The 23932-nt window shown below is 73.8% G+C and carries 23 protein-coding genes; 14 read left to right on the top strand and 9 right to left on the bottom strand.

Features of this window, described 5'->3' with window-relative positions; translation table 11 throughout:
• Window positions 1-63 precede the first annotated feature (63 nt).
• On the bottom strand, window positions 64-663 hold the full coding sequence (locus Cco03nite_RS29100; protein WP_203695788.1) for a maleylpyruvate isomerase N-terminal domain-containing protein: 600 nt from the start codon (window positions 661-663) through the stop codon (window positions 64-66).
• Window positions 664-806: 143 nt separating this feature from the next.
• On the opposite strand from Cco03nite_RS29100, the gene Cco03nite_RS29095 reads away from it, so the two are divergent.
• Complete coding sequence (locus tag Cco03nite_RS29095; protein ID WP_203695786.1) at window positions 807-1337, top strand: NUDIX hydrolase; 531 nt, start codon at window positions 807-809, stop codon at window positions 1335-1337.
• A gap of 6 nt (window positions 1338-1343) precedes the next feature.
• Here the strand turns inward: Cco03nite_RS29095 and Cco03nite_RS29090 are convergent, their stop codons facing one another.
• Window positions 1344-2708 carry a sulfatase-like hydrolase/transferase gene (locus tag Cco03nite_RS29090; RefSeq protein ID WP_203695784.1) on the bottom strand — a complete coding sequence of 455 codons (1365 nt, stop codon included), beginning with the start codon at window positions 2706-2708 and terminating at the stop codon, window positions 1344-1346.
• Window positions 2709-2827: 119 nt separating this feature from the next.
• Between Cco03nite_RS29090 and Cco03nite_RS29085 the strand changes: the two genes are divergently transcribed.
• A complete protein-coding gene (locus tag Cco03nite_RS29085; RefSeq protein ID WP_203695782.1) occupies window positions 2828-3748 on the top strand; it encodes an ornithine cyclodeaminase family protein in 921 nt (306 codons plus the stop codon).
• A gap of 9 nt (window positions 3749-3757) precedes the next feature.
• Here Cco03nite_RS29085 and clpX read toward each other — a convergent pair whose 3' ends face one another.
• The gene (gene clpX / locus Cco03nite_RS29080) at window positions 3758-5017 is read right to left on the bottom strand and encodes an ATP-dependent Clp protease ATP-binding subunit ClpX (RefSeq protein ID WP_203695780.1); all 1260 of its coding nucleotides are present in this window, start codon (window positions 5015-5017) and stop codon (window positions 3758-3760) included.
• Window positions 5018-5102: 85 nt separating this feature from the next.
• Here clpX and Cco03nite_RS29075 point away from each other — a divergent pair, with 85 nt between their 5' ends.
• The 6 genes from Cco03nite_RS29075 (at window position 5103) to Cco03nite_RS29050 (ending at window position 12468) form a co-directional block, all read left to right on the top strand.
• Window positions 5103-6275, top strand: a complete 1173-nt coding sequence (locus Cco03nite_RS29075) for a TetR/AcrR family transcriptional regulator (RefSeq protein WP_239167752.1) — start codon at window positions 5103-5105, stop codon at window positions 6273-6275.
• Between the two features lie 28 nt (window positions 6276-6303).
• On the top strand, window positions 6304-8031 hold the full coding sequence (locus Cco03nite_RS29070; protein WP_239167751.1) for a GTPase family protein: 1728 nt from the start codon (window positions 6304-6306) through the stop codon (window positions 8029-8031).
• A complete protein-coding gene (locus tag Cco03nite_RS29065; protein ID WP_203695778.1) occupies window positions 8028-9632 on the top strand; it encodes a GTPase family protein in 1605 nt (534 codons plus the stop codon). Before Cco03nite_RS29070 ends, Cco03nite_RS29065 begins: the two co-directional genes overlap by 4 nt.
• Before the next feature lie 113 nt (window positions 9633-9745).
• A complete protein-coding gene (locus tag Cco03nite_RS29060) occupies window positions 9746-11104 on the top strand; it encodes a GAF domain-containing protein (protein ID WP_203695769.1) in 1359 nt (452 codons plus the stop codon).
• Between the two features lie 132 nt (window positions 11105-11236).
• A complete protein-coding gene (locus Cco03nite_RS29055) occupies window positions 11237-11743 on the top strand; it encodes a DinB family protein (RefSeq protein ID WP_203695767.1) in 507 nt (168 codons plus the stop codon).
• A 116-nt stretch (window positions 11744-11859) separates the two neighbouring features.
• Entirely contained in the window at window positions 11860-12468 is a 609-nt protein-coding gene (locus tag Cco03nite_RS29050; protein ID WP_203695765.1) for a hypothetical protein, read from the top strand.
• A gap of 72 nt (window positions 12469-12540) precedes the next feature.
• On the opposite strand, the gene Cco03nite_RS29045 is transcribed toward Cco03nite_RS29050, so the two are convergent.
• Entirely contained in the window at window positions 12541-13755 is a 1215-nt protein-coding gene (locus tag Cco03nite_RS29045) for a hypothetical protein (protein ID WP_203695763.1), read from the bottom strand.
• 329 nt (window positions 13756-14084) lie between these two features.
• On the opposite strand from Cco03nite_RS29045, the gene Cco03nite_RS29040 reads away from it, so the two are divergent.
• Together Cco03nite_RS29040 and Cco03nite_RS29035 are read left to right on the top strand one after the other, a co-directional pair.
• Window positions 14085-14645, top strand: a complete 561-nt coding sequence (locus Cco03nite_RS29040; RefSeq protein ID WP_203695761.1) for a TetR/AcrR family transcriptional regulator — start codon at window positions 14085-14087, stop codon at window positions 14643-14645.
• Between the two features lie 10 nt (window positions 14646-14655).
• A complete protein-coding gene (locus tag Cco03nite_RS29035; RefSeq protein WP_203695759.1) occupies window positions 14656-15300 on the top strand; it encodes a hypothetical protein in 645 nt (214 codons plus the stop codon).
• A 65-nt stretch (window positions 15301-15365) separates the two neighbouring features.
• Here the strand turns inward: Cco03nite_RS29035 and Cco03nite_RS29030 are convergent, their stop codons facing one another.
• The 4 genes from Cco03nite_RS29030 to Cco03nite_RS29015 form a co-directional block, all read right to left on the bottom strand.
• A complete protein-coding gene (locus Cco03nite_RS29030) occupies window positions 15366-15824 on the bottom strand; it encodes a VOC family protein (RefSeq protein WP_203695757.1) in 459 nt (152 codons plus the stop codon).
• A gap of 110 nt (window positions 15825-15934) precedes the next feature.
• Window positions 15935-16936, bottom strand: a complete 1002-nt coding sequence (locus Cco03nite_RS29025; protein ID WP_203695755.1) for a hypothetical protein — start codon at window positions 16934-16936, stop codon at window positions 15935-15937.
• Window positions 16933-17868, bottom strand: a complete 936-nt coding sequence (locus Cco03nite_RS29020) for a transporter substrate-binding domain-containing protein (RefSeq protein WP_203695753.1) — start codon at window positions 17866-17868, stop codon at window positions 16933-16935. The genes Cco03nite_RS29025 and Cco03nite_RS29020 overlap by 4 nt, the downstream gene beginning before the upstream one ends.
• 189 nt (window positions 17869-18057) lie before the next feature.
• Entirely contained in the window at window positions 18058-19272 is a 1215-nt protein-coding gene (locus Cco03nite_RS29015) for a geranylgeranyl reductase family protein (RefSeq protein ID WP_373314352.1), read from the bottom strand.
• A gap of 199 nt (window positions 19273-19471) precedes the next feature.
• Between Cco03nite_RS29015 and Cco03nite_RS29010 the strand changes: the two genes are divergently transcribed.
• The 4 genes from Cco03nite_RS29010 (at window position 19472) to Cco03nite_RS28995 (ending at window position 23008) form a co-directional block, all read left to right on the top strand.
• On the top strand, window positions 19472-20317 hold the full coding sequence (locus tag Cco03nite_RS29010) for a slipin family protein (RefSeq protein WP_203695749.1): 846 nt from the start codon (window positions 19472-19474) through the stop codon (window positions 20315-20317).
• 264 nt (window positions 20318-20581) lie between these two features.
• On the top strand, window positions 20582-21298 hold the full coding sequence (locus Cco03nite_RS29005; RefSeq protein WP_203695747.1) for a YqeB family protein: 717 nt from the start codon (window positions 20582-20584) through the stop codon (window positions 21296-21298).
• 74 nt (window positions 21299-21372) lie between these two features.
• Complete coding sequence (locus Cco03nite_RS29000) at window positions 21373-22260, top strand: hypothetical protein (RefSeq protein ID WP_203695745.1); 888 nt, start codon at window positions 21373-21375, stop codon at window positions 22258-22260.
• A gap of 91 nt (window positions 22261-22351) precedes the next feature.
• On the top strand, window positions 22352-23008 hold the full coding sequence (locus Cco03nite_RS28995) for a hypothetical protein (protein ID WP_203695743.1): 657 nt from the start codon (window positions 22352-22354) through the stop codon (window positions 23006-23008).
• Between the two features lie 118 nt (window positions 23009-23126).
• Here Cco03nite_RS28995 and Cco03nite_RS28990 read toward each other — a convergent pair whose 3' ends face one another.
• Window positions 23127-23753, bottom strand: a complete 627-nt coding sequence (locus tag Cco03nite_RS28990; protein WP_203695741.1) for a hypothetical protein — start codon at window positions 23751-23753, stop codon at window positions 23127-23129.
• Window positions 23754-23932: the final 179 nt, after the last annotated feature.

The raw sequence follows: 23932 nt of genomic DNA, 5'->3' as shown, positions 1-23932 counted from the left end.
ACGGTATCGGGCGGGTACGACACGCCGGCGCGCTCCGCCCCCGCGAGCGCGCCGGCGCGGCCGTCATCCCCAGGGGCGCAGCTCGGGGACCGGGGCGCGGCCCAGCGTCCAGGCCATCAGCGCCCGCTCGTCGGTGCGGCCGGCCAGCTCACCCAGCAGGATCGGCAGCCACCGGGCGACCAGGCCGTCGGGCCACTGCTGCCAGCCGTAGCCGAGGCCGAGGTCGGCGTGGTGCACCTCGACCTCGCGCCACCGGGAGAACAGCAGCTGGGTGGCCGGGATCAGCTCGCCGTTGCCGGCGCGTACCGTGCGCTGCCACACGCCGGGGGCGGCCCCGGCGAAGGCGGCGTCCACGGCGTGGTCGGCCGCGACCAGGTCGGCGATGATCTCCGCGGCGGAGCGGCCGTGCCCCGCCTCGATCTCGGCGGCCCGGCCGGCCGGACCGCCCGGGTACTGGTCGACCAGCTCGCCCGCGGCGGCGGCGGCGAGCCGCCGGACGACGCTGTCGGCGTTACGGGCCAGGTGGGTGAGCACGTGCCCGACAGTCCACCCGGGCAACCGGCTCGGTGCGCGTACCGTCTGGTCGTCGATCTCCTGCAGGGTCTGGTGCAGCCGGGCGTGCGACTCGGCGCACGCGGCGAGGTCGCCGTCGATATCGGACATGCCCTCATTCTCACCCCGCACCGCCCCGACCTCCACGATCATCGGACTTGCCGGGCACCTGGGTGAAACGCCGCTCAAGATACGCACGAGTGCCGGGCAAGTCGGATGATCATGATCATCCGGGGGCGTGTTGAATGGGCGGCATGGGTGAGCAGGAGCCGCGGTCGGCGGGGGAGTTGCTGGACATCGTCGACGCGCAGGACCGGGTGGTGGGGCAGGCGACACGCGCCGAGGCGTACGCCCGCCGGCTCACCCACCGCTGCGTGTTCGTGCTGGCCCGCACCGGCGACGGGCGGCTGTTCGTGCACCGGCGCACCGCGCAGAAGCTGGTCTTCCCGTCGTGCTACGACATGTTCGTCGGCGGGGTGGTCGGCGCCGGGGAGACCTACGACGACGCCGCCCTGCGCGAGGCCGAGGAGGAACTCGGCGTCTCCGGCCTGCCCGCCCCGCGGCCGCTGTTCACCTTCCTCTACGAGACACCCGAGCACTCCTGGTTCTCGGCCCTGTACGAGGTCCGCTGCGACCTGCCGGTGGACCCGCAGGTCGAGGAGGTCGCCTGGCACGCCTTCCTCACCGAGGACGAGATCGCCGCGCGGTTCGGCGAGTGGGACTGGGTGCCCGACGGGCAGGACGCCTGGCACCGCTACCAGGCCTGGCGCGCCCAGCACGGCTGACGCGCGTCAGGGACAGGTCGCGCCCGCGCACTGCTGCCAGGCGGACAGGGTCGCGGCGTCGGCGGTGACGTCGGGATCGTCGGCCGGATCGCCGTCGCCGAGCAGGTTGACCAGCTCCCCTGGGTCGGCCGCGAGGTCGTAGTACTCCTGCGAGATCGGGGCGCCGTCGAGGTCGGTGTACCGGGTGAACTGGCGTTCGCCGGGCGCGACGAGGGAGGCCCAGGTGGGGAAGCCGCCGTTGTGCGAGTCCTGCCAGTACTCCAGCAGCGTCGCGTCCCGCCGGCCGCCGCTGCGCAGGTCACGGCCGTCGAGCGGATAGCCGGCGGGCAGCCCGGCGGCGGCCAGCACGGTCGGGGTGACGTCGACGGTCGAGGCGAGCCGATCGTCGGTCCCGCGCGGGAGGTGTCCCGGCCAGGACAGGTACAGCGGCACCCGGTATCCGGCCGCGTACGGCATGAACTTCTCGTCGAGGCCGTGCTCGCCCCAGAACTTGGCGTTGTCCGAGACCAGGACGACGAGCGTGTCCCGCAGCTCGCCGAGTCGGTCCAGGTGCTCGCGGACCCGGGCCAGCGTGTCGTCGACCGAGAGCAGGGTGCGCAGCTGGCCGAGGCGGATGACGTCGCCCTCGGCCCGGGTCGCGCGGTGCCGGCGCACGTACGCGGGCTTGTCGGAGCGGTCGGCCTCACCGACGGCGGGGCTCGGTTCCCAGGCGAAGGCGCGGTTCGCGTACTGCGGTTCGGGGGTCCACGGGGCGTGCGGGGCGGTGAAGCCCGCGTACACGAACCACGGCTTGGCGTCGTCGGCCTCGAACCCGTCGAGGTACGTGTTGACCTGCCGGCCGACGAACGTCGTCGAGTACGGCACGCGCCGCTGCTTTCCGTCCACCACGAACCGGGCGTTGGTGTACCCGCCGCCGACCAGGGCGGAGTGGTCGAAGCCGGGCGGGGTCTGCTCCAGCGCCCAGTTGTTGGTGAACTTGCCGACGGCCGCGGTGGCGTAGCCGGCGGTGTGCAGGGTGTGCTGGAGCGTGCGGGTGTGGTCGAGGTTGCCGACGTCGGCCTGGTGCAGGACGCCGTGGTTGTGCGCGTACCGGCCGGTCAGCAGCGTGGCCCGGCTCGGCCCGCAGCTCGGCGTGGCCGCCACGGTGTTCGGGTAGGCGGTGCCGTCGGCCAGCCATGCCAGGGTCTGCGGCAGCGCGGCCATGCCCTCGGGCCGGGCGTCGTCGAGCACCACCATCAGCACGTTCGGCCGGGTCTGCCGCTCGCGGCCGGGCTCGGCGCGGACCGGGCCGCCGCCCAGGACGGCGGCGGTGGCGAGGGCCGCCGCCAGGACCGCGGCCAGCCGCCGCCCGCGGCGCATCACGTATCGCATCAGGACAACCTTTCACCCAAGGTCATCCGCAGCCCCGTTGAAACGCCAGTTCACGACATGATCAGTTTGTTGACGACCTTCGGCCCGGACCGCCGCCGGGAGCGGGCTAGCCTCCAGACGTGACCGTGTTGCTGACCCGCTCCGACGTCGACCGCGCGGTCGACGTGGACGAGGTGCTGGAGGTGCTCGCCGAGGGCTTCCGCGCGCCCGCTCCGGCGCAGCCGCCGCTGCGGGTGCGCACCGAGCTGCCCGGACCGGGGACCGCGACCTGCCTCATGCCGGGGCTGCTGCCGGGCGTGCCCGCGTACACGGTGAAGGTCAACGCGAAGTTCCCGGCCGCCTCGCCCGCGCTGCGCGGCGTCGTCTGCCTGCACGACCTGGAAACCGGCGAGCTGCTGGCGCTGGCCGACTCGGCGGCCGTCACCGCGTGGCGCACCGGGCTGGCCGCGGCCCTGGGCACCCACCTGCTGGCCGATCCGGACGCGGGCACGCTCGGTTTCGTCGGCGCGGGCGCGCAGGCCCGGGTCGTCGCGGCCGGGCTGCGCCGGTTGCGCGCCTGGCGGGAGGTGGTGGCCACCGACCTGGACCCGGGCCGGGCCGCGGCCCTGGGCGCGCTGCCGCTGGAGAGCGCGTCGGCGGTGGCGCTGGCCGCCGACGTGGTGGTGCTGGCGACCTGGTCGCGCCGCCCGCTGCTGCGCGCCGACGAGGTGCGCCCGCGCCAGCACCTGACCACGCTCGGCGCGGACGAGCCGGGCAAGGTCGAGCTGCCCGCTGACCTGCTGCTGGCCAGCCGGGTGGTGGTCGACGACCGGGCGCTGGCCGCGGCCTCGGGTGCGCTGGGCAACGTGGGGCTGGAGGCGGGGGTGGCCGCGGGCACGCTCGGCGACGTGCTGCGCGGGGATCTGCCCGGCCGCGACGGCACCGACCTGCCCACCGTGTACGCCCCCGTGGGCCTGCCCTGGCAGGACCTGGCCCTGCTGTGGACGGTCTACCGGCGGGTCTCCCGGGCCGAGGCGACGATCATCGACCTGCTGGGCTGAGGCCGCCGGTCAGGCCGTGTCGGCGCGGCGGGCGCGGCGGCGGGCGGCGTGGTCGCGGGGGACCAGGGTCGGGTTGACGTTGTCCAGCACCGTCGCCCGGTCGATCACGACGCGGGCCACGTCGTCGCGGCTGGGCACCTCGTACATCACGTGGAGCAGGATCTCCTCCAGGATGGCCCGGGTCGCGCGGGCGCCGGTGCGGCGCAGCAGCGCCTGCTCGGCGATGGCCGCGACCGCGTCGGTGGTCACCTCCAGCTCCACCCCGTCGAGCTCGAACAGCAGCTGGTACTGCTTGATCAGTGCGTTGCGCGGCTCGGTGAGGATGCGCATCAGGGTGGCCCGGTCGAACGGGCGCACCGTGGTCACGATGGGCAGCCGCCCGACGAACTCGGGGATCATCCCGAACGTGACCAGGTCGGCGGGCATGACCTCGTCGAGGCTGGGTTCGGCGGCCTGGACGCTGGCCGCGAAGCCGATGCCGCGCCGCCGCGAGCGCCGCTCGATGATCTCCTCCAGGCCGGCGAAGGCGCCGCCGAGGATGAACAGCACGTCGGTGGTGTCGATCTGCAGGAACTCCTCGGCGGGCTGCTTGCGCGAGTTCGGTTGCGGCACCCGCACCGTGCTGCCTTCGAGCATCTTGAGCAGGGCCTGCTGGACGCCCTCGCCGGAGACGTCGCGCACGGCGGTGCGGTCCGCGCCGCCGCGGGCGATCTTGTCGATCTCGTCGATGTACACGATGCCGGTCTCGGCTCGGCGCACGTCGCCGTCGGCGGCCTGGATCAGCTTGAGCAGGATGCTGTCGACGTCCTCGCCGACGTATCCGGCCTGGGTGAGCGCGGTCGCGTCGGCGATCGCGAACGGCACGCCCAGGGTGCGGGCCAGGGTCCGCGCCAGGTAGGTCTTGCCGCAGCCGGTCGGCCCGATCAGCAGGATGTTGGACTTGCCCAGCTCGACCGGCTGCTCACCGGCCCCGGCCGCGTTCCGGGCGGCGACCCGCTTGTAGTGGTTGTAGACGGCCACCGACAGCGCCGTCTTCGCGGCCTCCTGGCCGACGACGTACTGCTCCAGCGCCGCGTGGATGTCGCGCGGGGTCGGCGGGCGCAGCAGGGTGGCGGCCGCCTGCTCGGTGGCCTCTTCCTCGATCAACTCGTTGCACAGACCGACGCACTCGTCGCAGATGCAGACCTGCCCGGGGCCGGAGATGAGCTTGCGCACCTGCCGCTGCGTCTTGGCACAGAAGGAGCAGGCCAGCACATCGCTGCGGGTCACGGGCGCGCTCCTCGGGGTCGGCGACCTTCAGATGATACCGCCAGATGGTGACAACATTCGAGCGCCGCGTTATCTTACTGACCGGATGGACACGGGAGCAGTGATGAGCCGCCTCACCAGGGCTGAGACGCAGCAGCGCAACCGCGCCGGCGTGCTGTCGGCCGCCCGTGCCGAGTTCGCCACCCGCGGTTACCGGGAAGCCACCGTCGACGGCATCGCCGAGCGGGCCGGGCTGACCCGCGGCGCGGTCTACTCCAACTTTCCCGGCAAGCGGGCCCTCTACTTCGCGGTGCTGGCCGACGACGCCGAGCATGCCCCCGACCTGCCGCATCCGGCGCCCGGCCGCACGCCGGGGGAGGCGCTGGGGGCGTACGCCAGGGCGACCATGGCCCGCCTGCCGGTGACCACCGATGCGCCACCGGCCCTGGACCTGGTGCCCGAGGTGCTCGACGACGACCGGGTCCGGCGGCCCTACGCCCAGCTGCTCAAGCTCCAGGCGATCCTGCTCGGGCTGGCCCTGGAGCAGGCCGGTGCGCGCCAGGCCCCCGGTGGCCGGCCCCGCGCCGGACCGGCGGGCGCGCCGGGGCAGCGGCGGGTACGGGTGGCCGAGGCCGCGCTGACCACCCTGCAGGGTGCGAGCGTGCTGGCGCGGACCTCGCCCGGCTTCGTGGAGCCGTTCCACGTCGTGGCCACCTGCGAGCACCTCGGCGATCTCGACCTGGACGACCGCTGGCAGCCGCTGTACGCCGACTACGTCCCGCCGCCGCGCCCGGCCGACGAGCCGTGGCCGCAGCCCGCCACCGGCGGCGCGGACGCCGCGCCCCGCGACGCGGTCCACGGCGCGCCGGTGGACCTGCGCGCCGACGGCGTGGTGGCCGTGCTCGGCCTGCACCGGCTGGCCGCGATCGAGGACGCGGTGCGCGCCGCGCCGCCCGGTGCGCACGTCACCGCGATCCTCGTCAGCGGCACGCCGGGCGAGCTGATGCCGCTGGCGCGGCTGATGCTCGCCGAGTTCCGCCGCTGCCTGTCCGCGGCGTTCCCGCGCCGTGCGTGGCCGGGCCTGCGCATCGTGTACGACGAGAGCGGCGCGCTCGCCGCGGCGGCCGGCGTGGACGCCGTCAGCGACGCGACCGAGTCGGCGGTGCGCGTCGTGTCCGGACGGATCACCGCCCGCGCCGAGGGCTACGGCGCATGCCTGGCCGTGGCCGGCGCGGCCGGCGCGGTCGCTTTCCGGCACAGGGACGCCCGCGGGGCATGATTTCCGCCATGCTGGATAGGTGGTAGCCATGACGGGCGCGGACGCGGGGCTGGGCGGGGCACTGACACGGCTGCGCGACGCGCTCACCGAGGTGCGCTACCCGCTGGTCCTGCCGGGCGCGGCCGCCGCCACCAGCCTGGCCAAGGCCACCGCCGGGCAGCTCGACGACTACCTCATCCCGCGACTGGCCAGGCTGGACGCGCCGCTGCTGGCCGTCGCGGGCGGCTCCACCGGCGCGGGCAAGTCCACTCTGGTCAACAGCCTGGTGCGGGCCCCGGTCAGCGTCGCGGGCGCGCGCCGGCCCACCACCCGCGCGCCGGTGCTGGTCTGCCATCCCTCCGACGCCGCCTGGTTCAGCGAGGCCAACCTGCTGCCGCGGCTGGGCCGCACCGGCAGCGCCGGCGGCGGCATCGGCCTGCTGGTCATGCCGGTCGCGGTGCTCAGCCCCGGGGTCGCGCTGCTCGACTCGCCCGACATCGACTCCGTCGAGGAGGACAACCGGGCGCTGGCCGAGCAGCTGCTGGCCGCCGCGGACCTGTGGCTGTTCGTCACCACCGCGGTCCGCTACGCCGACGCGGTGCCGTGGGAGCTGCTGCACGCCGCCCGCGACCGGGGCACCGCCGTGTCGATCATCCTGAACCGGGTGCCGCCGGGCGCCGACGCCGAGGTGACACCGCACCTGACCGAGATGCTCGCCGAGCACGGCCTCGGCGGGGTGCCCATGTTCGTGCTCGACGAGCAGCGCCTCGACCAGCACGGGCTGCTGTCCGAACAGGCCGTCGCGCCGCTGCGCGAGTGGCTGGACGAGCTGGCCCGCTCCGCCGCGGCCCGCGCGGCCGTGGTGCGCCAGACCGTCGACGGGGCCGTCGCGGCGCTGACCCCGGCCACCGCCCGGCTCGCCGCCGAGGCCGACGCCCAGGCCGAGGCCGTCGCGGCGCTCGGCGCGTCGGTCGACAACGCCTACCGCGAGGCCGCCAACGCCGTCGACCAGGGCATCCGCGACGGCACCATGTTCCGCGGCGAGGTGCTGGCCCGCTGGCAGGAGCTGGTCGGCACCGGCGAGTTCATGCGCGGCCTGCAGGCCAAGGTCGGGCGGTGGCGCGACCAGCTCGTCAGCGCGGTCACCGGCCGGCCCCGCCCCACCGACCAGCTGATCACGGCGATCGAGTCGCAGCTGGTCGTGTTCGTGCACGGCGCGGCCGCCGACGCCGCCGAGCACGCGGCCGCCGCCTGGCGCGCCCATCCGGCGGGCGGCGGGCTGCTCGCCGCCCATCCCGGCCTGGCCCGGGTCGGCCCCGACATCGACGCCCGCGCCGACCGGGTCGTCCGCGACTGGCAGCGCGGCGTGCTCGACCTGGTCCGCGACGAGTCCGGCGGCAAGCTGTTCGCGGCGAAGTTCAGCGCGTACGCGGTCAACGCGCTCGGGCTGTGCCTGATGATCCTGGTGTTCGCGGCCACCGCGTTCATCCCGACCGGCGCGGAGATCGCCGTCGGGGCCGGGGCCACCGTCGCGGCGCAGAAGGTCCTGGAAGCCATCTTCGGCGACGACGCCGTGCGCCGCCTGGCCGAACGGGCCCGGCAGGACTTCCTGGCCAAGGTGGACGGGCTGCTCCAGCAGGAGGCGGCGCGTTTCCATGCCGTGCTCGACGGCACGGGCGTGTCCACGCAGGACGGCGACCGCCTGCGCGCCGCCGCCGCTGCCGTCGACACCGCCCGCCGGGCCGACCCGATCTCCCAGGACGGGGCCGCCGGGTGAGCGCGCCGACGGTGGTCGAGCGGATGGCCGCGCTCGAACGGTTCACCACCGCGACCGCCGACCGGCTGCCCGAACGCGACCTCGCCCCGGCCCGCGCGCTGATCGGGCGGGCCGGGGAGCGGCTGGCCCTGTCGCAGCTGCACACCGTGGTGGCGCTGGCGGGCGCGACCGGCACCGGCAAGTCCAGCATCTTCAACGCCCTGGCCGGGGCGCCGCTGTCGCAGACCGGTGTGCGACGTCCGACCACCGGCGAGGCGCACGCCTGCGTATGGGGCCCCGACAACGCGGACCCGCTGCTCGACTGGCTCGGCGTCGGCCGCCGCCACATCCGCGACGGCGGCACCGAGCCCGACCTGTCCGGCCTGGTGCTGCTCGACCTGCCCGACTACGACTCGGTGCAGGTCGCGCACCGGGCCGAGGCCGACCGGCTGCTGACCGTGGTGGACCTCATCGTCTGGGTGCTGCATCCGCAGAAGTACGCCGACAAGCTCGTGCACGCCGGTTATCTGGCTCAGTTCCACCGCCACCGCGAGATCACGGTCGTCGCGCTCAACGCCGCCGACCTGCTGTCCGGCCCCGACCTTGAGGACTGCACGACGGACCTGCGCCGCCTGCTGGCCGCCGACGGCCTCGACGGGCTGCCCGTGCTGACCACCTCCACGATCGGCCCGCCCGGCCTGGACCCGCTGGTCAAGGCGATTCGGCAGGCGGTGGTCGCCCGACAGGCCGCGGTGCGGCGGCTGGCCGCCGACCTCGACGGAGTCACCGCCGCGCTGGCCCCGGTCGTGGCCGCCGACCCGCCGAAGGCCGCCCTGGACGCCGAGGCGAGCAGGGCGCTCACCGCCGCCCTGTCCCAGGCCGCCGCCGTACCGACGGTGGCCGCCGCGGTCGAGAACGCGTACGTGCACCGGGCCCGCAAGATGACCGGCTGGCCGCTGCTGCGCTGGATCCGCCGGACCCGGCCCGATCCGCTGGAGCGCCTGCACCTCGGCGATCACCGGGCCGCCGTGCCGGCCGCCACGTCGCTGGCCCCGGCCTCGCCCGCCGCCACGGCCGCGGTCACCAAGGCGCTGCGCGAGGCCGCCGACCGGGCGAGCGCGCCGCTGCCCGCGCCCTGGCAGGACGCCATGCTCGCGGCGGTGCGCTCGCACCGTGACGAGCTGCCTGACGCGCTCGACCGGGCGGTCGCGCAGACCGACCTCGGCGTCGCCCGCAAACGCTGGTGGTGGCGGGCGGTCGGGCTGCTGCAGTGGCTGGTCACCGCGGTGGCGCTGGCCGGGCTGCTGTGGCTCGGCGTACGGCTGGGCATGCAGGCGCTGGCGCTGCCGCCGCTGCGTACGCCCATGGTGGACGGCTGGCTGCCGATGCCGACGGCGCTGCTGGCGGGCGGCCTGCTGGCCGGGTTCCTGATCGCGGTGCTGGTGCGCCCGGTGGTCCGGCTGGCCGCCCGCGCCCGCCGCCGCCGCGCGACCAGGCGGTTGCGCGCCTCGGTGCAGGGCGTGGTCAAGCAGCTGGTCGAGACACCGGCGGCCGCGGTCCTCACCGACTACACCGCCGCCCGTGCGGCCCTGCGCGAGGCGGCCGGCACCGCCCGCCGGTGACCGGCCAAGCCGTGCCGTGAGCCGCAGACAGCTCCCTGAACAGGGAATATGCTTCTTGGAGGGCCTCCGCCAGGCCTCAAGGATCTGGCCTCCGCACAGGAGGGCTGCGAGGTATGGCCGCTGGTGAGCCGTTCGCGGTGAAGATGACCGGTCGGAGTGAGCGCGAGGCGGGCAGTCTCGGCTCGGCGCTGCGATACACCCATGCCGGGCGGCTGGAACTCGATCTGGCCCTGCAGCGCCTGCTCGACAGCGCCCGAGCCCTCGGCGCCGGCGACGAGCGCATCCGCAACCTGCTGCGGGCCAACCTGGAGATGGCCCGGGGGGTCGACCTGACCCAGGTGCTGCACCGGCTCGTCGCCACCGCACGACACCTGGTCCGGGCCCGGTACGGCGCGCTCGGCGTCGTCGAGGACGGTCACATCACCGAGTTCCTGTTCGACGGCATGGACACCGCGACCGCCGACCGCATGGCCCACCTGCCCGAGGGCCACGGGCTGCTCGGGCTGCTGCTGAACGAGCCGCACCCGATCCGGGTCGCCGACATCTCCCGGCACCCGTGCTCGGTGGGCTTCCCGGAGCACCACCCGCCGATGACGTCGTTCCTCGGGGTGCCGATCCTGTCCGGCGGCCGCCTGCTGGGCAACTTCTACCTGACCGAGAAGCAGGGGGCGGCCGAGTTCAGCGCCGCCGACGAGGAGCTGGTCACCCAGTTCGCCCGGGTCGCCGCGGCCGCCATCGGCAACGCCAGCATGTTCACCGAGGCCTGCCGCCGCCATGCCTGGCAGGAAGCGATGATCACGATCACCGAGCGGGTGCTCGGCGGGGTGGGCGTCGACGCGCTGATGGCCGAGCTCATCAGCCAGGCGGAGAAGGCCGACCGGGCCGACGGGGCCTGCGTCGTGCTGCTCTCACCCGACGGGTGCCAGGTGACCGCGATGCAGGCGATGGGAACGCTGAAGCTGCTCGTCGACGCCCCCGACGCGCTGCTGTCGGTGTGCGCCCTGGTCCGGGCGGAGCGCCGGGTGCTGGTCGTCGAACCGGGCGCCGATCCGCGCCTGAAGGACCTGCTCGGCACCGCCCACCCCTGGCAGATCATGATCGCGCCGCTGACCGGGCAGGAGGCCCCGCTCGGGGCGATCCTGCTGTCGAAGAGGCCCGACGCGGCCTGCTTCGACGCCGTCGACGTCGAGATGGCCTGCGTCTTCGCGGGCCAGGCAAGCCTGGCGCTCGAGCTCGCCGGGGCGGCCGCCCTCGACACCGACATCGAGATCACCGATCGGCACCTGGCGTTCGCCGAGGACCTGCGCGAGCGTTTCCTGAACCGGATGTCGCGGATCAGCTTCTCGCTGCGCTCGGTGGTCGACCGCTGCATGGACATCGAGCTGCGCGAGGAGGCCGGTTACAAGCTCGCCGAGATGGAGGCCCTGATCGACCACCTGCGGTCGCTGACGTTCCTGCGCACCGGCCGCTGAGCGCGGGCGCCAGGCGAGATCGCTGGTTGCGGCCATGATCTGTGCTCGGACCACGCCCGCTGACCGGAAACGGCGATCTTGCCTACCCGGCGACCTGGTACAAAGGTGGCTTCCGACGGAAGGATCTTCGTGATGGCCACCGAGCGCCCCGACGTGCCCCTGATCGCCGGCGAGCGGGAGACGCTGCGGCAGTTCCTCGACTACCACCGGGCCACGCTGGCCTGGAAATGCGACGGGCTGACCGACGAGCAGCTGCGCGAGCGGTCCATGCCGCCGTCGACGCTGAGCCTGCTCGGCCTGGTCCGGCACATGTGCGAGGTCGAGCGCACCTGGTTCCGCAAGGTCATCGCCGGTGAGGACATCACCCTGGTCTGGTCGCCCGACAACGACTACCAGGTGGCGTACGACGCGACCGGCGCGACCCGCGCGGACGCGTTCACGGCGTGGCAGGCCGAGGTCGAGCACGCGCGCCGCATCGAACGCGAGGCCGAGTCGCTGGACGTGGTCGCGCACAACCCCCGCTGGGGCTCCGACGTCTCGCTGCGGTTCGTGATGCTGCACCTGATCCACGAGTACGCCCGCCACAACGGCCACGCCGATCTCCTCCGCGAGGGCGTCGACGGCGTCACCGGCGCCTGACCGGCGCGTCCCTCCATCCGCGACGAGCGGCCGATTCGTGACCCGACGGGGCCACGCGCGGCCCGGCGCGTCCCGCACACTGTGCGACGCAGTCGTCGTCAGGGGAAAGGAAGAGCATGGTCAGCAACGAGGTCCGGCCGCGCACCGTCACGGTGGCGAGCACCGCGCTGGCGGCGTTCGTCGCGGTCGCCGTGACCGACGCGGTCGTCTCGGCGGTCTCGCTGGGCCGGTTCCCCGCCGCGGGCGACACGTTCCTGGGCTCGGGGCTCGCCGCGCAGGTGGCCGACCCGGCGGACGTCGTCGCCGTCGTACGGGAGTCGCTCTGGTTCGACCTCGGGGTCGCGGTCCTGGCCGTGGTGGCCTTCGCGGTCCTGGCGGTCGCGGTCCGGCGGCCGTGGCAGGCCGCCCGGGTCCTGGTGTGGGTCGCCGCCGCCCCGCTGGCGGTCGTGCTCGTCTGCGGCATCGCGGTGGGCCTGGAGTACGCGCCGCCGTCGGACATCGGCATGCCGGTGTACACCCTGGCGGACCTGGGACTGCTGCCCGGCTGGCACTCCACGGCCCGCAGCGTGCTGACCACGCTGGAGGTGGTGCTGCTGGCCGTGGCCTGCTTCCAGCTCACGCGGGAGGACTCGACGGACTTCTACCGCAGCCAGATCCTCGGCCCGAGCCTGGGCCACCTGGCCGCGGAGCAGCAGCGCCGGCGGGAGTCCGAGCCGACCGGCTGAGCCGCCGCGCGTGCCGGCGACGCGAACGCGGCCCGTGCCGGGTGGCGCGGGCCGCGTGCGTTCTGCCGGTTGTTACGGGGCCAGGGCGATCAGCGAGGTCTTGTCGTTGATGTCGCCGCCGACGAACAGGTGGTCGCTCTTGACGAACAGCCGGCAGGTGCCCAGGTTCTGCCCGGAGTCGTTGTCGCAGAGCACGGCGCGGCCCGCGCCGGGCACGCGCAGCGAGCTGACCGCGTCGTTGCCGACCGGGGCGAGGTCCGCGGCCGTGTAGACGCCGGGGCCGAAGGCGGCCGTGGCGCCCTTGAAGTCGCGGTCGGCGTACACGTTCAGCAGGCTGCCCGACGCCGGGCCGGCCTGCACGACGAGCGTGGAGATGGCGTCGTTGAGCGCGCTGCCGCCCAGGCTGGTCTCGCCCGCGCCGAACATCCGGCACTGGCCCAGGTCGCCCTGCCCGCTCGGGCCGGTGCTGTCGTTGCGGCAGCCGACGACCTTCCAGCCGTCGCCGACCCGCAGCGAACTGATCTTGTCGTTGCCGACGGTGGCCAGCTCGTTGGCGAGCCCGGTGTACACGCCCGGGTTGAAGGACTGGCGCAGGCCGCCCAGCTCGGCGTCGCTGGCGGCGATCAGCGGGGGCGCGCCCACGGCGACCAGGGAGATCTTCTTCTCCATGTCGCCGCCGACGGTGGCGTGCTCGCCGCCGCGGAACAGCCGGCACTTGCCGAGGTCGAGGGTGGCGGTGCCCGGCTTGGCGTCGTTGTCGCAGGCGACGACGCGGTATCCGTCGGTGACCTTCAGCGACTTGACCGAGTCGGCCAGCGTGGACAGGTTGCCGGCGACTTGGCCGAAGCCGCCCGAGCCCAGCGGCAGCGAGGTGCCGGTGAACTTGGTGTTCTGGAACGCGGTGACGGCGGTGCCCTTGACCGGCTTGCCCATGACGGCCAGCAGCGAGATCTTGTCGTTGAGGTCGCCGCCGACGAACTGGTGCAGCCCGGCGTCGAAGTAGCGGCAGGCGCCCAGCGAACCCTTGTTCACGTTGCCCTCGGAGCCGCCGTTGTCGCAGGCCAGGGCGCGGTATCCGGAGGCTACGTAGAGCGAGGTGATGGCGTCGTTGCCGACGACGCCGAGCTCCTTCTTGGCGGCGTCGAACACGCCCGTCCCGTAGGACTGCTTGGCGCCGGTGAAGTTGCGGTCGGCGTACGCGACCAGCGGCGCGGAGCCCACGCCGGGGATCACCGCCGCCTGCGCGGGCGTGGCGCTCAGCAGTGACGGCAGGAGCGCGGTGGCCACCGCAGCACCTGTCGCCAGGGACCTTCGAAACGACATGCCAGCCTCCGAACCCGAATCGACCGAGCCGACTCGTAGACCATGGACATTGCTGCTGGAGGCGTAGCGGCAGGCACAGGTGTCAGGGGGAGCCGTCGCCGGCACACCTGGAGCGCTTCCCCGCCACGCGCTCGATCAGGTATGCCCTTTGTATCGGATTTAGTCCTTAATGTCCATAATTGCCCACTTATCCGCCGTGCTCGACCGCGCTGCGCAGCGTCCGCTTGACGACGGTTGGCTAATGCCAGTAGCGTGTAAGCTACGCACATTAGCCAACGGAAGGGGGCGGCGACATGCCCAGGGCCGGACTGTCCACTCAGGCCGTCGTCCAGGCGGCCGTCGAGGTCATCGACGAGCACGGCGTCGCCGCGCTCACCCTGGCCGCCGTCGCGGCGCGCTGCGGTGTCGCCGCCCCGTCGCTCTACAAACACGTCGGCGGCCTCGCCGAGCTGAAGACCCAGGTCGGGATACGCGTGCTCAACGAACTCGCGGACCGCTTCGCCGCCGCGGCGATGGGCCGCAGCGGGGCGGACGCGATCACCGCCCTGATGCACGCCTACCGCGCGTACGTGGTGGCCCACCCCGCTCGCTACGCCGCGATGCCCGTCGACCCGCTGCACCACCCCGAACTCGCCGCGGCCGGCATCCGGCAGCTCGAAGTCATCCAGGCCGCGCTACGGCCCTGGCGGCTCGACCCCGCGGGCCAGGTCCACACCATCCGCAAGCTGCGCGTCATCGCGCACGGTTTCGCCTCGCTGGAGTCCGCCGGCGGCTTCGGCCTGCCCGAAGACCTCGACGAGACATACCGGCAGCTCATCGCCACGTTGCTCGATTCCCTGCCGGCTCACCCCTGAGGAGAAGACCATGTCCGCACCCCTTACCCGGATCCGCCTGGCGGCCGCCGCGCTGGCCGCCGCCGGAGTCCTGTTCGCGCTGTACCCGGGCCTGCGCCCGTGGCGGGACGAGACCACGCTGCAGGGCGCGCAGGAAGCCATGTCCTCGCCCTGGTGGGTCGCCACCCACCTGTTCGCGATGATCGGCTTCATCCTCGTGCCGCTCGCCCTGCTGGCGGTACGCCGCGTCGTCGACGGCACCCGCGCCGAACCGCTGGCGCTCACCGCCGCCGTCACCGCCTGGATCGGCGCCGGCCTCACCCTGCCCTTCTACGGCGCGGAGGACTTCGCCCTGCACGTGCTGGCCGCCGAGCACACCGCCGGCGCCCAGCTCGACCTGCTCGGCCTGGCCGAGGACATCCGCTACCTGCCGGCCGCGGTGACCACCTTCGGCATCGGACTGATCCTGCTGGCCGCCGGCGCGATCCTCGCCGCCGTGGCGATCGCCCGCTCCGGTGTCCTGCCGCGCCTGTCCGGCGTCCTGTTCGCGATCGGCTTCGCGACCTTCCTGCCCCAGTTCTTCACCCCGGCCGCCGTCCGCGTCAGCCACGGCGTGCTCGTCGCCGCGGGCTGCGTCTGGCTCGCGATCGCCCTGTGGCGCACTCCTCGCGCTTAGAACAAAGGAAGGGCACCTTCACAACGCTCCGCGTTGTAGAAGGTGCCCTTCACAACATCGCAGGCTCAGGACCTGCCCTCGTACGCGTCGCGCAGGCCCTGGATGTCGATCTTCGTCATGCCGAGCATGGCGTGCATGACCCGGCTCGCCTTCTGCGGATCGGGATCGCCCATCAGCTCGGCGAGCACCTTCGGCACGATCTGCCAGGACACGCCGTAGCGGTCCTTGAGCCAGCCGCACTGGCCCTCCTCGCCGCCCTCGGCCAGCCGCGCCCACATCTCGTCGACCTCGGCCTGGTCCGCGCAGTCCACGTAGAACGAGATCGCCTCGGTGAAGTGGAATGCCGGCCCGCCGTTGAGGCCGACGAACGGCTGGCCCTCCAACTCGAAGTTCACCAGCATCGCGCGCCCCTCGGGGCCGGGCACGACGCTGACGATCCGCGAGTTCTTGAAGATCGAGGTGTAGTGCGCCGCGGCCTGCTCGGCCTGGGTGTCGAACCACAGGTACGGAGTGATCTTCTGCATTACGGCCTCCTTGCCGACGAAGACGGGGAGCGGTGCGCCCGCTCCCCATCTAACGCCCGTCGCCGGACATCCGCCCCCGCTCAGCCGCTCGCGGCAGGGTCGAGCCGCGCTCAGGTCGGGATGCGGCAGACCGCGCTGACCGGGGTCGTCGGGCGCACCCGGCGGCCCAGCGCGCCCAGCAGCGAGTCCTCGACGTGGAACTCGCGCACCCAGAACCGGTAGCGCACCAGCTCCTCCGCGGTGGGGCAGAGCACCCGCGCCTCGATGTCGTCGTTGTCGATGTACCGCACGCCGCCGCGCTCCTGCAGGATCACCGTGTTGACGTCGTCGGTGCTGATCACGTGCCCGCGCACCTCCTCGGGCACCCCGGCGGGGGTGGCCACGGTGGTGACCGTCATCGGCAGCACCGGCGTCATCACCACCGGCACGGCCGCGATCAGCATCACCACCGCGATGCCGGGCTGCGCCAGCGCCGCCGCGGGCAGCACCAGCCACCGGGGCAGCGGCCCGCTCACTCCCAGCGCCAGCACCGGCGGCACGACCAGCAGCGCCACCGCGAACAGCTCCCCGGTCCGCCAGGCCTGCAGCACCGTCGGCGCGACCAGCCAGCCGTATCCGGCCAGCGCCACCGCCACGGTCACCGCCCACCGCCAGCGCGGCCAGCCCAGCGCGGCCAGCTCCCGCTGGAACACCGCCACCGCGGCCACCACCAGCAGCGGCAGGAAGATGATCTGCCACGTCGCCAGCGCGATGGCGAACAGCCCGGCCAGGAACCACGGCGGCGCGATCGCGTACCACCGCGCGAACAGCGGGCGCCGGCGCGGCCAGCCCTCGGTGCTCACGGCCAGCACCGAGCCGAGCGCGAACACCGTGACCAGCCCCGTGGTCACCAGCCGGGTGGCCGTGGTGAACAGCGCCGCCAGCAGGTTGACCGGCCCCACGTTGGCGACCAGCAGCAGCGTGGTCTGCAGCTCGCCGCCCGCCTCGATCCACAGCCGCATCACGGAGAAGACGGCCGGCACACCGACCGCCACCGTCCAGAAGCCCTGCCCGGCGCGCCATGCGGAACGCTTGCGGGGCGGCGGCAGCCCCGGCTCGCCGGACCCGGTCATGGCTTGCGGGCCTTCTCGTCGTAGTCCACCAGGTCGGGGGCGTCGATGGGCGGCTGGGTGGTGTCGTCGCCGAGCCACGGCCCCAGCGTGCGCCGATAGGCCGCCAGCCACGGGCTGGTGCCCGTCGACCGGCCCGCGTCATAGCTCTTGCGCAGGAAGTACGCCACCAGGTCGCGCAGCTCGGGGTCCTGCTTGGACACACCGATGCCGAGCCGCTCGTTCGCGCCGATCGGCACGTCGACGATGAACAGGTCCTTCGGGTGCTCGGACAGGTATCCGGCGAGGATCGTCTCGTCGGTGGAGTAGGCGTGCGACTTGCCCGACATCAGCCGCTCCAGGCATTCGCGGTTGGTCGCCGCCGGGTAAACCTTCAGGCCGCGGTCGGTGAACTGGCGCTCGCCGGTGGACCCGCCCACCACGCAGGTCTCCCGGCCGGGCTGGGCCAGGTCGCTGAGGTTGCGGATCTTGTCGCGGTCGGCGGTCCGGATCAGCAGTTCCTGCTTGGTGGCGAAGTACGGCCCGGCGAAGTCGATCTCCTTCTCCCGGTCGGGCGTCATCGAGTAGCTGGCCACCACCAGGTGCACCTGGCCGGACACCAGCGCGTTCTCGCGGTCCTCGGTCTGCAGCGGCACCCACTCGATGCGACTGTCTCCCTGGAAGCCCAGCGATTCGGCGAGGTAGCGCGCGATCTCGATGTCGAAGCCCTCGAACCGCCCGTTCACGATCTTGCCCATGAGCGGCTGGTCCTCGGCCACCCCGATCTTGATCTTCGGCTGGCCGTACACATCGGTCTTCCGGAACAGGTCGTCCACGGTCGTCGGCGCGTTGTCCTTTGGCCCGCAGGCCGCAGCGCCCGCCAACAGCATCGTCAGCGTCACCGCGGTCGCGGTCAGCAGCGGCCGCAACCGCGGCCGAGCAGGGGTCTCAGTCATCGGCGGTCCTCAGGTAGGTGGACGGCGCCGATCCAATGTAGTCGCCCGCCTCCATACCGTGACGCCCGCCAATACAACGTTTAGATGAAGCACCCCACGTGGCACCCGGGCCGCCTCTCGCTGCAGTTTCGGGCAAACCGCAGGAATCGGTGTCTCCGAAGCTGCGCTTTCCCCGAAACTGCAGCCAGGTCAGCGGCGGTGGAGGGCGGCGGTGGCGACGGCGGTGAGGAGGCGGGGGGTGAGGAGGCCGTCGCCTAGGCCGAGGGTGACGAAGCCGTCGAAGACGCGCTGGTCGCGGGCGGCGGCGCGCATGCCCGCGTCGACGACCCAGGGCCGTGCGGTCAGGCGGGCGACCAGGCTGGTGTGCCGCAGGTGGCGGGCCAGGCGGCGGCGCAGCGCGACGGTGTACGCCTGCCCCGCGGCCGGGCCGCCCGGCGACACGGCGGCCTGCCCGGCCAGCGACCCGGACAGCACCGCGTAGAAGATGCCCTCGCCGGTGAACGGGTTGATCAGCGACAGCGCGTCCCCGGCCAGCAGCAGCCGCCCGTGCCCGGCCGGCGGCCGCCACGTCGACAGCGGCAGGTGATGCGCCCGCGCGTCGGCCACCTCGGCCGCACCGGTGTCGCCGAGCAGCTCGTGCATCCGCTCCAGCAGATGCGTGCGGCGGAGCGGCCCGGCTGACGTCAGCTCCCCGTATCCGACGTTGCGCCGCCCGTCCCCGATCGGAAACGACCACGCGTAGGCGGGCCACCGCTGCCCGGTCATGACGATGCGCTGCTCCGGCCCGGAGGGGAGGGCGTGCGTCGCGTCGCGGTGCGGCCGCCCGGAGCCGGGGCGCGTTCGCGATACGACGTCGGGAGTGTAGGCGCGGATGGCCACGGCGAGCCGGTCCGGCGGGTTGCGGGGCACGCCGAGCGCCCGGCGCACGGTGGAGTTCGCGCCGTCCGCCCCGATCACGACCCGCGCGGCGAGGCCGCCGCCGAGGTCGACGCCGTCCGGGCGCACCGTGACGGCACGTACCGTGTGCTGCTCCAACGTCGCACCGGCCCGCACCGCTGCGGCGACCAGGCGGGCGTCGAACACCGCACGCGGGATGACGTACGCGGGCTCGGGCAGCTCCCGCGCCGCCTGCGCACCGCCCGGCCCGGTCAGGCGCAGCGAGCGGATCGGCGGGTACCCGTCGGTCAGCCCGGTGACCCCGAGCCCGGCCAGCACCTCGAGTCCCTGCTGGGCGATGCCGTCGCCGCAGGCCTTGTCCCGGGGGAACACGTCCCGGTCCAGCAGCAGCACCTTCGCCCCGGCCCGCGCGGCGGCGAGCGCGGCGGCCGACCCGGCCGGCCCGGCCCCGACGATCGCGACGTCGTACACGCCTCCAGCATCGGCCATGGGCGGGCCCGCCGCCACGGGAGCCGAAAATCCGTTGCCGGGCAACGGGGTCCGTGATGAAGTGATCTCGCCCCGGCGGGCTCATAGCGGGTGTCTGCCAGACAAAGTGCACTGGAATCCGTCATTCCATGCTGACAGGCCTCTTTAGCCTGATACCCGTCCTAGCCATCGGACCCGCTCCGGGGCGACCCTCTTCCCTTCACCATGAGGAATCGCCATGGGCGCCACCACAGAGATCATCATCAAGAACACCCACCGCGGCCTGCGCTACGAGGACGGCCGGCTCGTCGGCGTGCTGGAGGCCGGCCGGTACGAGCTGCCCGCCGCCGGCGGCCGCTTCGGCAAGCGCGGCCCGGTCGTCGAGGTGACCCTGGTGGACATGCGCGAGCGCGAGCTGACCCTGAAGGGCCAGGAGATCCTGACCTCGGACAAGGTCGCGCTGCGGGTGAGCATCCTGACCCACTTCAAGGTGGTCGACCCGGTCGCCGCGATGGAGCGGGTGGACAGCTACACCGACCGCGTTTACAGCGACGTGCAGCTCGCGGCCCGCCGCTCGCTGGCGTCGATGACGCTGGAGGACATCCTCACCAACCGCAACCAGCTGTCCGAGGACATCCTGCGCGACGTGCAGGGCGCGGCGGCCGGCTACGGCGTGGAGATCCTGCGGGCCGACGTGAAGGACATCGTCTTCCCCGGCAACCTGCAGGAGGTCATGAACCGGGTGCTGGCCGCGCAGCGGCTCGCCGAGGCGCAGCTGGTCGACGCGCGTACCAAGGCCGAGAAGGACGTGCTGGAGGCGCGGGCCCGCGCCGAGGCCGACCAGGTCACCGCGGCCGGCAAGCGCGACGCGACCCGGCTGGCCGCCGAGGCCGACGCCGCCGCGCAGCGCATCCGGGTCGAGGCCGAGGTCGACGCGCTGCGCCGGCTCGCCGAGGCCGCGGCCGTGTACGCCGAGCACCCCGCGCTGCTGCGGCTGCGCGAGCTGGAGACGATGACCGCGCTCGGCGGCAACGCCGAGGCCCGCCTGTACATCGGCTTCGACAAGCACAGCACCCCGAACTGAGCCCGCCGACGTGAAAGGAAGGGCACCTTCACATCGCTATGCGATGTAGAAGGTGCCCTTCTTAACGCCCAAATGTGCAGCACCCATCCGCCGGCGCGGGCACGCCCCTCGGCTTGCGGGACGGTCGCGATCCGCGTGTGCCGGCTCCGCGTGTACGCGACGCACTCGCGTAGCGCCGCGGCACGAGGTGTGCCAGGCTCGGCGGCGATGCCGCGGACCCGCCGGTCGACCGCGGCGAGATCACCCGACGGGCAGGGGGCGGCGATGTCGCAGCGGGGCGCGGAGACGGTCGTGACGGTGCCGGCCGGGGAGCGGGCGCTGATCGCCTGGGGCTTCCCGATCGCGGGCATGGCCCTCGGCTGGCTGCTCAAGGCCGCCGCGGGCTGGATCGCCGGGTTGTCCTGGGCGCCGTTCCAGGGCCCGTTCAAGCTAATCGCGGAGATCCCGGAGCCGTGGGCCACGATCGGTGCGCTCGTGCTGGGCCTGGTCGCCGGACTGCTGCTGGTGCTGACCGCGATCGGCGAGCGGCTCACGGTGACGGTTACCGACGAGGCGGCGGTGCTGGCCCGCGTCGACGGCCCGTCGCGTACGGTCGCCCGCGCCGACGTGGCCGCGGTGTTCGTCGACGGCAAGCAGCTCGTGCTGCAGGGCCCGGACGGCTGGGAACACGCCCGGGAGGGCTCCGACCTGCGCGCCGCCGACCTGCGGGCGGCGTTCACCGCGCACGGCTACCCGTGGCGCGACGAGGGCGACCCGCACGGCGCGCTGTTCCGGCTCTGGGTGCCCGACCTGCCCGGCCTGCCGGAGGGCGCGGGCGCGCTGCTGGCCGCCCGCGCGAAGGCGCTGTCGAAACGTGAGGAGGCCGAGTCCGCGCTGCTGCGCGAGGAGCTGCGCCGGTTGGGCGTGCTGGTGCGCGAGGAGCAGCGGCGGCAGTACTGGCGGCTGGTCACGCCCCCCGCGCCGGGCGACGGCGACGCCTAGGGCCCGCACGGCAACCGGGGTGCGCTGTTGTGCGTCGATCCAGTGACGTGCACCGCAGTCCCGGGGGAGAACTCATGACGCGCCGCCTGATCCGCATCGCCTGTCCGCTGCTCGCCGTGCCGGCGCTCGTGCTCGCCGGGTGTGCGCCGGTGCCCGCTCCGACGCCGGGTGCGGCGGTGCCGCTGGTCGCCGAGGCGTCGCCGCCCGCCGACGAAGCGGCACGGCTCGCCCGGTTCGCCGACTTCCCGGTGGACCGCAAGCCGCGGCCGATCCTGCTGCTGGACGGCCGGGTGCGGGAATACGGCTACCACACCGGCGACGCGAAGATCGCCATGTCGCAGGGGCGGCTGAAGCTGCGGACCGAGCTGCCGGACAGCCCGGCGACGGTCAGGGCCGCCCTGCCCGACGGCACGTTCGAGCTGCCGGCGATCAGCTCCCGGCAGGCGTACGACCTGCTCGCCGCCGTCGGCGATCCCGCCTCGGCGCCCGATGCCAGCCCGGCGCCACTGCTGATCACGAAGGTGGAACTCGGCACGGCCGAGTTCCGGACCGACCGCGGCCCGCGGCTGCTTCCCGCGTGGCTGTTCACCGCGCCGGACTCGTTCCAGCCGCTGGCCGTCGCCGCGCCGGCCGACACCGCGTTCTGGCCGGTGGAGTTCACGGACCGGGTGATGGACCAGGCAGGGCTCGCCGCCGACGGAGTGACGCTGACGCTGCGCCTGCCCGCGCCCGGCCCGCTCTGCCCCGGGCAGCCGGTGCGGGAGTACGCGGCCGAGGCGGTGGAGACCGCGCAGGCCGCCGTCGTGCGGCTGCGGGTCTCCACCGCGTTCCCCGCCGCCACGCCGGGCGGCGCCGAGAGCTGTGTCCGGGACGCGATGCTGCGCACCGCGCTGTACACGGTGCGCCTGGCGCAGCCGCTGGGCAACCGGGTGCTGCTGGGGCCGTCCGACAACCCGTCGTAGCGGCAGGCGCGCCGAATCTGCTGGCGGCCCGGCCGCCGCGCCTGGCAGGCTGGCCGCGGCCGGTCGCGGCCCGGTGCGTGAGGAGGCGGTCATGGCGGTACGCCCGCAGGTCGGTGACCCGTTGCGTCCCTGCCCGGACTGCCCGGCGTGGGAGTTCGGCGGCGCGCCGCACTGTGCCCGCTGCGCCGGGCTGGTCGACGCCCTGGTCGAGGAGCAGTGGCGGGACTACGTGGCGGGCTTCGGCGTGCTGTCACCCGACGATGAAGTCGACATCGCGCGGATGGTCGTGCAGGAACCGCACCGCCACGACTGGCGGGTCGTGGACGCGGCGCTGGACCGGCTGCCCTGCGCCGAGTGCGGCGGCCGACTGGGCTCCGGGCCGGTGTCGTGCGGGTCGTGCGAGGTCGCGCACGGCTTCCGGTACGCGGCGATCGAGACCGACCGGCCGGGCGTGCCGCCGGGCAACGAGCACGCCGTACGGGTCAACGTCTCGGTGGTGCGCCGCCCGCAGACGACGTCGGCACAGGAACTGCTCGCTCGCCGGCTGCTGCTGCCCGCGCTGCTGGTCGGGCACCTGCCTGCGACTGCGCAGGCACAGCGGTTCAGCACCGCCCTCAAGGACGCGGTGGTGCGCCTGGGCGAGGCCGCACTGGCCGATCCGGCGGTCCTCACCCGGGACCCGACGCTGGCCGAGCTCCTTGCCGGAAGCGAATTCCCGCAGTTCTTCGGTCCTGTCGGCGACCGCTGACCCGCACGGCAACCGCCGCGGCACCGATTCGGTCACGTCTGGCAGCCGATCACGTCCGGCTCGGCCGGGTCCGCTCCGCGGGTGGCCGGGCCGGTGCGGTCCGGGCTGGTCGGGCCGGTCAGGCTGTGGCCAGGCGCAGGTGGCGGCGTCGGTAGAGCGGGAAGGCCAGCGCGATGATCAGTGAGAGCAGCGGCGCGGGCGAGCCGAACACCGCCCGCCAGAGCACGAAGTCGAGGACCGGGACCGCGACCGCGGCCCAGTACAGCCAGGTCGGGAAGGTCGGCGTGCGCCACCGCGGGTCGGCCCACGGGGTGTGCCGCCAGGGTTTGGCGACCGACAGCCAGGCCTGACCGGCGATCGCCGAGGCCATCAGCGCCGACGCGACGATCAGTGGGCCGGGGTCGGCGGCGGCGCCGGGGTCGGACAGTGCGTCCAGGCGCGGGCTGAGCACGGCGATGCCCACGTACAGCTGCGTCAGGGTGACCGCGAACTTCGCCAGCACCCACCAGTAGCGCAGGTATCCCCAGGCCGTGAGCGCGGACAGCATCAACCCGGTGAAGGCCGACGACGTGCCCAGGTGCGCCAGCAGCTGCTTGTCGAGGACGCGGGCGGCCTCGTAACCGGCCGGGGTGCGCGTGATCAGCAGCACGCACAGGCACAGCGCCAGGCTCATCCAGCCGATCGAGGTGACCGCGTGCAGCCATACCAGCGTCTGCCGCCCCCACTGCCCACTTCTGCGTGCCATGCGGGCCAGCCTGGCTGTCGGCGTCCGGTCCCGCATCAGGGACGCGACCCTGACCGGACCCGGAGACGGGGCCGCCCCCGGCGCCGGAGGCGGCCCGAGGGCGGGAATGGGGACGGGTGGTGCGGGGTGGCCCCGGCTCGCCGCGCCGTTGCGGCGAACCCGGGCCGACGTGTTCCAGT

Source organism: Catellatospora coxensis, from assembly GCF_016862635.1.
GTDB classification, from domain to species: domain Bacteria; phylum Actinomycetota; class Actinomycetes; order Mycobacteriales; family Micromonosporaceae; genus Catellatospora; species Catellatospora coxensis.
Note: the sequence above shows the minus strand (reverse complement) of the source record. Positions and strands in the feature narration are given on the sequence as shown.

Excerpts from the sequence above, each read along its gene's own strand:
- Cco03nite_RS29100 (WP_203695788.1), bottom strand. The coding sequence starts at position 663 with ATGTCCGATATCGACGGCGACCTCGCCGCGTGCGCCGAGTCGCACGCC.
- Cco03nite_RS29095 (WP_203695786.1), top strand. The coding sequence starts at position 807 with ATGGGTGAGCAGGAGCCGCGGTCGGCGGGGGAGTTGCTGGACATCGTC.
- Cco03nite_RS29090 (WP_203695784.1), bottom strand. The coding sequence starts at position 2,708 with ATGCGATACGTGATGCGCCGCGGGCGGCGGCTGGCCGCGGTCCTGGCG.
- Cco03nite_RS29075 (WP_239167752.1), top strand. The coding sequence starts at position 5,103 with ATGGACACGGGAGCAGTGATGAGCCGCCTCACCAGGGCTGAGACGCAG.
- Cco03nite_RS29070 (WP_239167751.1), top strand. The coding sequence starts at position 6,304 with ATGACGGGCGCGGACGCGGGGCTGGGCGGGGCACTGACACGGCTGCGC.
- Cco03nite_RS29060 (WP_203695769.1), top strand. The coding sequence starts at position 9,746 with ATGGCCGCTGGTGAGCCGTTCGCGGTGAAGATGACCGGTCGGAGTGAG.
- Cco03nite_RS29055 (WP_203695767.1), top strand. The coding sequence starts at position 11,237 with ATGGCCACCGAGCGCCCCGACGTGCCCCTGATCGCCGGCGAGCGGGAG.
- Cco03nite_RS29050 (WP_203695765.1), top strand. The coding sequence starts at position 11,860 with ATGGTCAGCAACGAGGTCCGGCCGCGCACCGTCACGGTGGCGAGCACC.
- Cco03nite_RS29040 (WP_203695761.1), top strand. The coding sequence starts at position 14,085 with ATGCCCAGGGCCGGACTGTCCACTCAGGCCGTCGTCCAGGCGGCCGTC.
- Cco03nite_RS29035 (WP_203695759.1), top strand. The coding sequence starts at position 14,656 with ATGTCCGCACCCCTTACCCGGATCCGCCTGGCGGCCGCCGCGCTGGCC.
- Cco03nite_RS29030 (WP_203695757.1), bottom strand. The coding sequence starts at position 15,824 with ATGCAGAAGATCACTCCGTACCTGTGGTTCGACACCCAGGCCGAGCAG.
- Cco03nite_RS29025 (WP_203695755.1), bottom strand. The coding sequence starts at position 16,936 with ATGACCGGGTCCGGCGAGCCGGGGCTGCCGCCGCCCCGCAAGCGTTCC.
- Cco03nite_RS29020 (WP_203695753.1), bottom strand. The coding sequence starts at position 17,868 with ATGACTGAGACCCCTGCTCGGCCGCGGTTGCGGCCGCTGCTGACCGCG.
- Cco03nite_RS29010 (WP_203695749.1), top strand. The coding sequence starts at position 19,472 with ATGGGCGCCACCACAGAGATCATCATCAAGAACACCCACCGCGGCCTG.
- Cco03nite_RS29005 (WP_203695747.1), top strand. The coding sequence starts at position 20,582 with ATGTCGCAGCGGGGCGCGGAGACGGTCGTGACGGTGCCGGCCGGGGAG.
- Cco03nite_RS29000 (WP_203695745.1), top strand. The coding sequence starts at position 21,373 with ATGACGCGCCGCCTGATCCGCATCGCCTGTCCGCTGCTCGCCGTGCCG.
- Cco03nite_RS28995 (WP_203695743.1), top strand. The coding sequence starts at position 22,352 with ATGGCGGTACGCCCGCAGGTCGGTGACCCGTTGCGTCCCTGCCCGGAC.
- Cco03nite_RS28990 (WP_203695741.1), bottom strand. The coding sequence starts at position 23,753 with ATGGCACGCAGAAGTGGGCAGTGGGGGCGGCAGACGCTGGTATGGCTG.